The sequence below is a fragment of the Aquiflexum sp. genome, assembly GCF_977115555.1.
Genome location: NZ_CDSBKL010000419.1, coordinates 1 through 3,439, shown reverse-complemented (window position 1 = coordinate 3,439; position 3,439 = coordinate 1). Strand labels below are relative to the sequence as shown.

Sequence of the window (3,439 nt, the reverse complement as noted above, 5' to 3'; positions counted from 1 at the left end):
ACGTTGTAAATCACCAACTCTAATCATTGTGTGTAATATTTTTTTCATATATATAAATATAAACTATTTTTACTAAAAATATATTATTAAAAAATATAATGGGTGTTTTTTAAACCAACAGAGAAATAATTTTATTAAAAATCACATTTTAGCATGAAATTGAAACCATTTTAATTTGAAAATTCAAAATTTTGAGATAAAAAGCATCAAAAAAGGAAAAACTCTTAGAATTTCATCTTAAGGGTTTTGATTTTTAACCTTCCTGCCAGTAAGAAGGATTTTTTTAATTCTCTTGGAAAAATGTCATTTACTTGACCAAAGTAGCATACTCTTTGGCGAAATAACTCAATATTACATTGGCACCGGCTCGTTTTATACTTAAGAGAGACTCCAGCATGGCTCTTTCTCCATCTAGCCAACCCTTTTGGGAAGCTGCTTTTACCATAGCATACTCTCCGCTGACATTGTAGGCAGCAATAGGCAGGTTCGAATTGTCTTTGAGCAATCTGATGATATCCAAATATGCCAAGGCAGGCTTGACCATCAAGAAATCCGCCCCCTCGGCAGTATCCAAATCCGCTTCTATCAAAGCTTCACTGTAATTGGCAGGGTCCATCTGATAAGTTTTTTTGTCCCCCATTTTAGGAGCCGAATCCAGGGCATCCCTGAATGGCCCATAAAAAGCCGAAGCGTATTTGGCTGTGTATGACATGATTGACACATCGGTAAAGCCGTTTTGATCCAAGATAGACCTGATAAACCCAACTCTGCCATCCATCATATCTGAGGGTCCAAGAATATCTGCACCTGCTTGGGCTTGGGCAAGGGACATTTTGCCCAAAATCTCCAATGTCTCATCATTCAAAATCTTTCCATCCTGAACCAAGCCATCATGCCCGTCTGAACTGTATGGATCCATTGCCACATCCGTCATGATTACTGCTTCAGGAAAAGTATTTTTGATTTTATGGATCGCTCTTAGGTAAAAGGTATCGGTATTATAGCTTTCCGAAGCGAACTTGTCCTTTTTACTTTCAGGATAAGCAGGAAAAATATCAAATGCCATGATCCCAAGCTCCATACATTTCTCTATTTCACCTAACATCAGATCCAATGAATACCTGTAAATACCAGGCATAGATGCTACTTCTAATTTTTGATTGATGCCATCAATCAGGAACATAGGAAATATAAAATCCTTGACAGACAGCCTGGTCTCTTCTACCATATTGCGGATACCTTGTGATTTCCTGTTTCGTCTAGGTCTTTGTAGCATGTTATTCTGAATTTTTGGTTAAGCAAAGTTAAAGTATTGAAGGAAAGGAATCCGGTTATTATCCGATCAATTCCAAAATTTTAGACACACCTACCTCTCTGAAATCTTTAATATACAGGTCACAAACGGGTAAATCGGACTTGGAATGTGAGGACAAAACGCCTACGACTTTCATCCCGGCATTCTTGGCAGCAGTGACCCCAGAAAAAGAATCTTCAAAAACCACACAAAACTCAGGCTCCAACTGAAGCTTTAAGGCAGATTTGAGATAAACCTCTGGATCGGGCTTGTGTTTGCTTACATCCTCACTCGCCAAGATGGATTCCATTTTATCCATCAGAGACAAAGTACCCGCAATCAATTCAAGATTGGCATATGGCGCAGAAGTAGCAACTCCTGTCAAAAACTGATTGGTTTTAAGTTGGGAGAAAAAATCCTGAAAACCTGCGATAGGATCAATTATGTCCTTGTATATTTCCCTGAAGAGGCCTTCTTTCTCATTCTCCAATTCCAACAGTTCCTCGCCGACAATTTTTCTTCCGAAAAAGTGGCTCATTATATAGGAGTTGCTTTTACCATACATATGCAGCTGAAACTCCTCTTCGGTTGGAAACATATCCCTTTTGGCAAAAAACTCCTTGAAGGCCAATGAATGGAATGGATTGGTATGGCAGATAACACCGTCCATATCGAAAATAACTGCTTTTTTCATGGATTAATAGGTTTTCGCATAAGCAGCAAAGCTAACAAAAGGCCATTAAAAAACCCTCCAGGAACTTCATTTCTCCTAGAGGGTTTCTATTCGATGAATCTGGAAAAGATCAAATAATTACTTATCAAAGTCTCTGACCACTTTCTCGATGATATCGCAGCAGTCATGCAGCTGCTCCTCGGTCATGACTAAAGGCGGAGCAAAGCGGATGATATTTCCATGAGTCGGTTTGGCGAGGAGTCCGTTATTCTTTAGCGAAACACACATATCCCAAGCAGTAGTGCTGTCCGGAGAGTCATTGACCACAACTGCATTGAGCAAACCTTTGCCTCTGACTAGCTTGAGGATTTTGTATTTGTCCACCAGGACCTGCATTCTTTCTCTAAAGATTTTGCCGAGTTTGCGCGCATTTTGGGCAAGTTTTTCGTCTCTCACTACTTCGAGGGCTGCTATGGCAACTTTCGCTCCAAGAGGATTGCCCCCAAAAGTAGATCCGTGTTGTCCCGGCTTGATGACATCCATGATATGGTTATCAGCCAATACAGCCGAAACAGGATAGAATCCGCCTGAGATCGCTTTTCCTAAGATCAACATGTCAGGTTTGGTATAGCTGTCCTGCTTTTCACAGTGTCCTTCGCAGGTACAGTTGCCGCAGACCGCCAAAAGCGAACCGGTACGGGCAATACCTGTCTGAATTTCATCGGCAATGAAGAGTACGTTTTTAGCTTTGCAAGCTTCCGAAGCTTTTCGAATAAAGTCGTCTGAAGGAGTATAAACGCCTGCCTCACCCTGAATTGGTTCGACCAAAAAAGCGACTACATTCTTGTCTTCCAATACATTTTGCAAAGCGGAAATATCATCATAAGGGATCTTTACAAATCCCGGAGTGTATGGACCAAAGTTCTTTCTGGCATTGGCATCGGATGAAAATGAAATAATTGTAGAAGTCCTTCCATGGAAATTATTTTCTGCGACTACGATGACTGCATGGTTTTCGTCAACTCCCTTTTTCTCATAGCCCCATTTTCTGGCTATCTTCAAAGCTGTTTCTACACCTTCAGCACCGGTATTCATTGGAAGGACTTTTTCAAAACCGAAGTATTCAGTGATATATTTTTCAAAAGGCCCCAAAACGTCATTATGGAACGCCCTTGAGGTCAAGGTCAAAGTTCCGGCCTGCTCAATCAAAGCATCTTTGATCCTTGGATGGCAGTGTCCCTGATTTACTGCGGAGTATGCAGAAAGGAAGTCATAATACCTTTTCCCTCCCACGTCCCAAAGGTAAACACCCTCTCCTCTTGACAATACCACGGGCAAGGGATGGTAATTGTGGGCTCCGTATTTTTCTTCCAGCGCAATGGCCTGGGTGCTTGAGTTTATTGTTTCAATCATAATATTTGTAGATTTGCTACCCATCAAGGATAAATTTCACCGCTCATAGCGATCTGGCA

3 protein-coding genes are annotated in these 3,439 nt (G+C 40.9%); all 3 read right to left on the bottom strand.

Annotated features, from left to right (window positions below; genetic code table 11):
* Positions 1 to 307: 307 nt before the first annotated feature.
* The 3 genes from hemB to rocD all read right to left on the bottom strand — a co-directional run bounded on the left by hemB (position 308) and on the right by rocD (position 3,380).
* Positions 308 to 1,276 carry a porphobilinogen synthase gene (gene hemB, locus ACZFYI_RS17665; RefSeq protein ID WP_462525445.1) on the bottom strand — a complete coding sequence of 323 codons (969 nt, stop codon included), beginning with the start codon at positions 1,274 to 1,276 and terminating at the stop codon, positions 308 to 310.
* Between the two features lie 58 nt (positions 1,277 to 1,334).
* Positions 1,335 to 1,988 carry an HAD family hydrolase gene (locus ACZFYI_RS17660; protein ID WP_462525444.1) on the bottom strand — a complete coding sequence of 218 codons (654 nt, stop codon included), beginning with the start codon at positions 1,986 to 1,988 and terminating at the stop codon, positions 1,335 to 1,337.
* Positions 1,989 to 2,105: 117 nt separating this feature from the next.
* Positions 2,106 to 3,380, bottom strand: a complete 1,275-nt coding sequence (gene rocD / locus ACZFYI_RS17655; RefSeq protein ID WP_462525443.1) for an ornithine--oxo-acid transaminase — start codon at positions 3,378 to 3,380, stop codon at positions 2,106 to 2,108.
* Positions 3,381 to 3,439: the final 59 nt, after the last annotated feature.

Coding starts and splice junctions, on each gene's coding strand:
- hemB (WP_462525445.1), bottom strand. CDS start 1,276: ATGCTACAAAGACCTAGACGAAACAGGAAATCACAAGGTATCCGCAAT.
- ACZFYI_RS17660 (WP_462525444.1), bottom strand. CDS start 1,988: ATGAAAAAAGCAGTTATTTTCGATATGGACGGTGTTATCTGCCATACC.
- rocD (WP_462525443.1), bottom strand. CDS start 3,380: ATGATTGAAACAATAAACTCAAGCACCCAGGCCATTGCGCTGGAAGAA.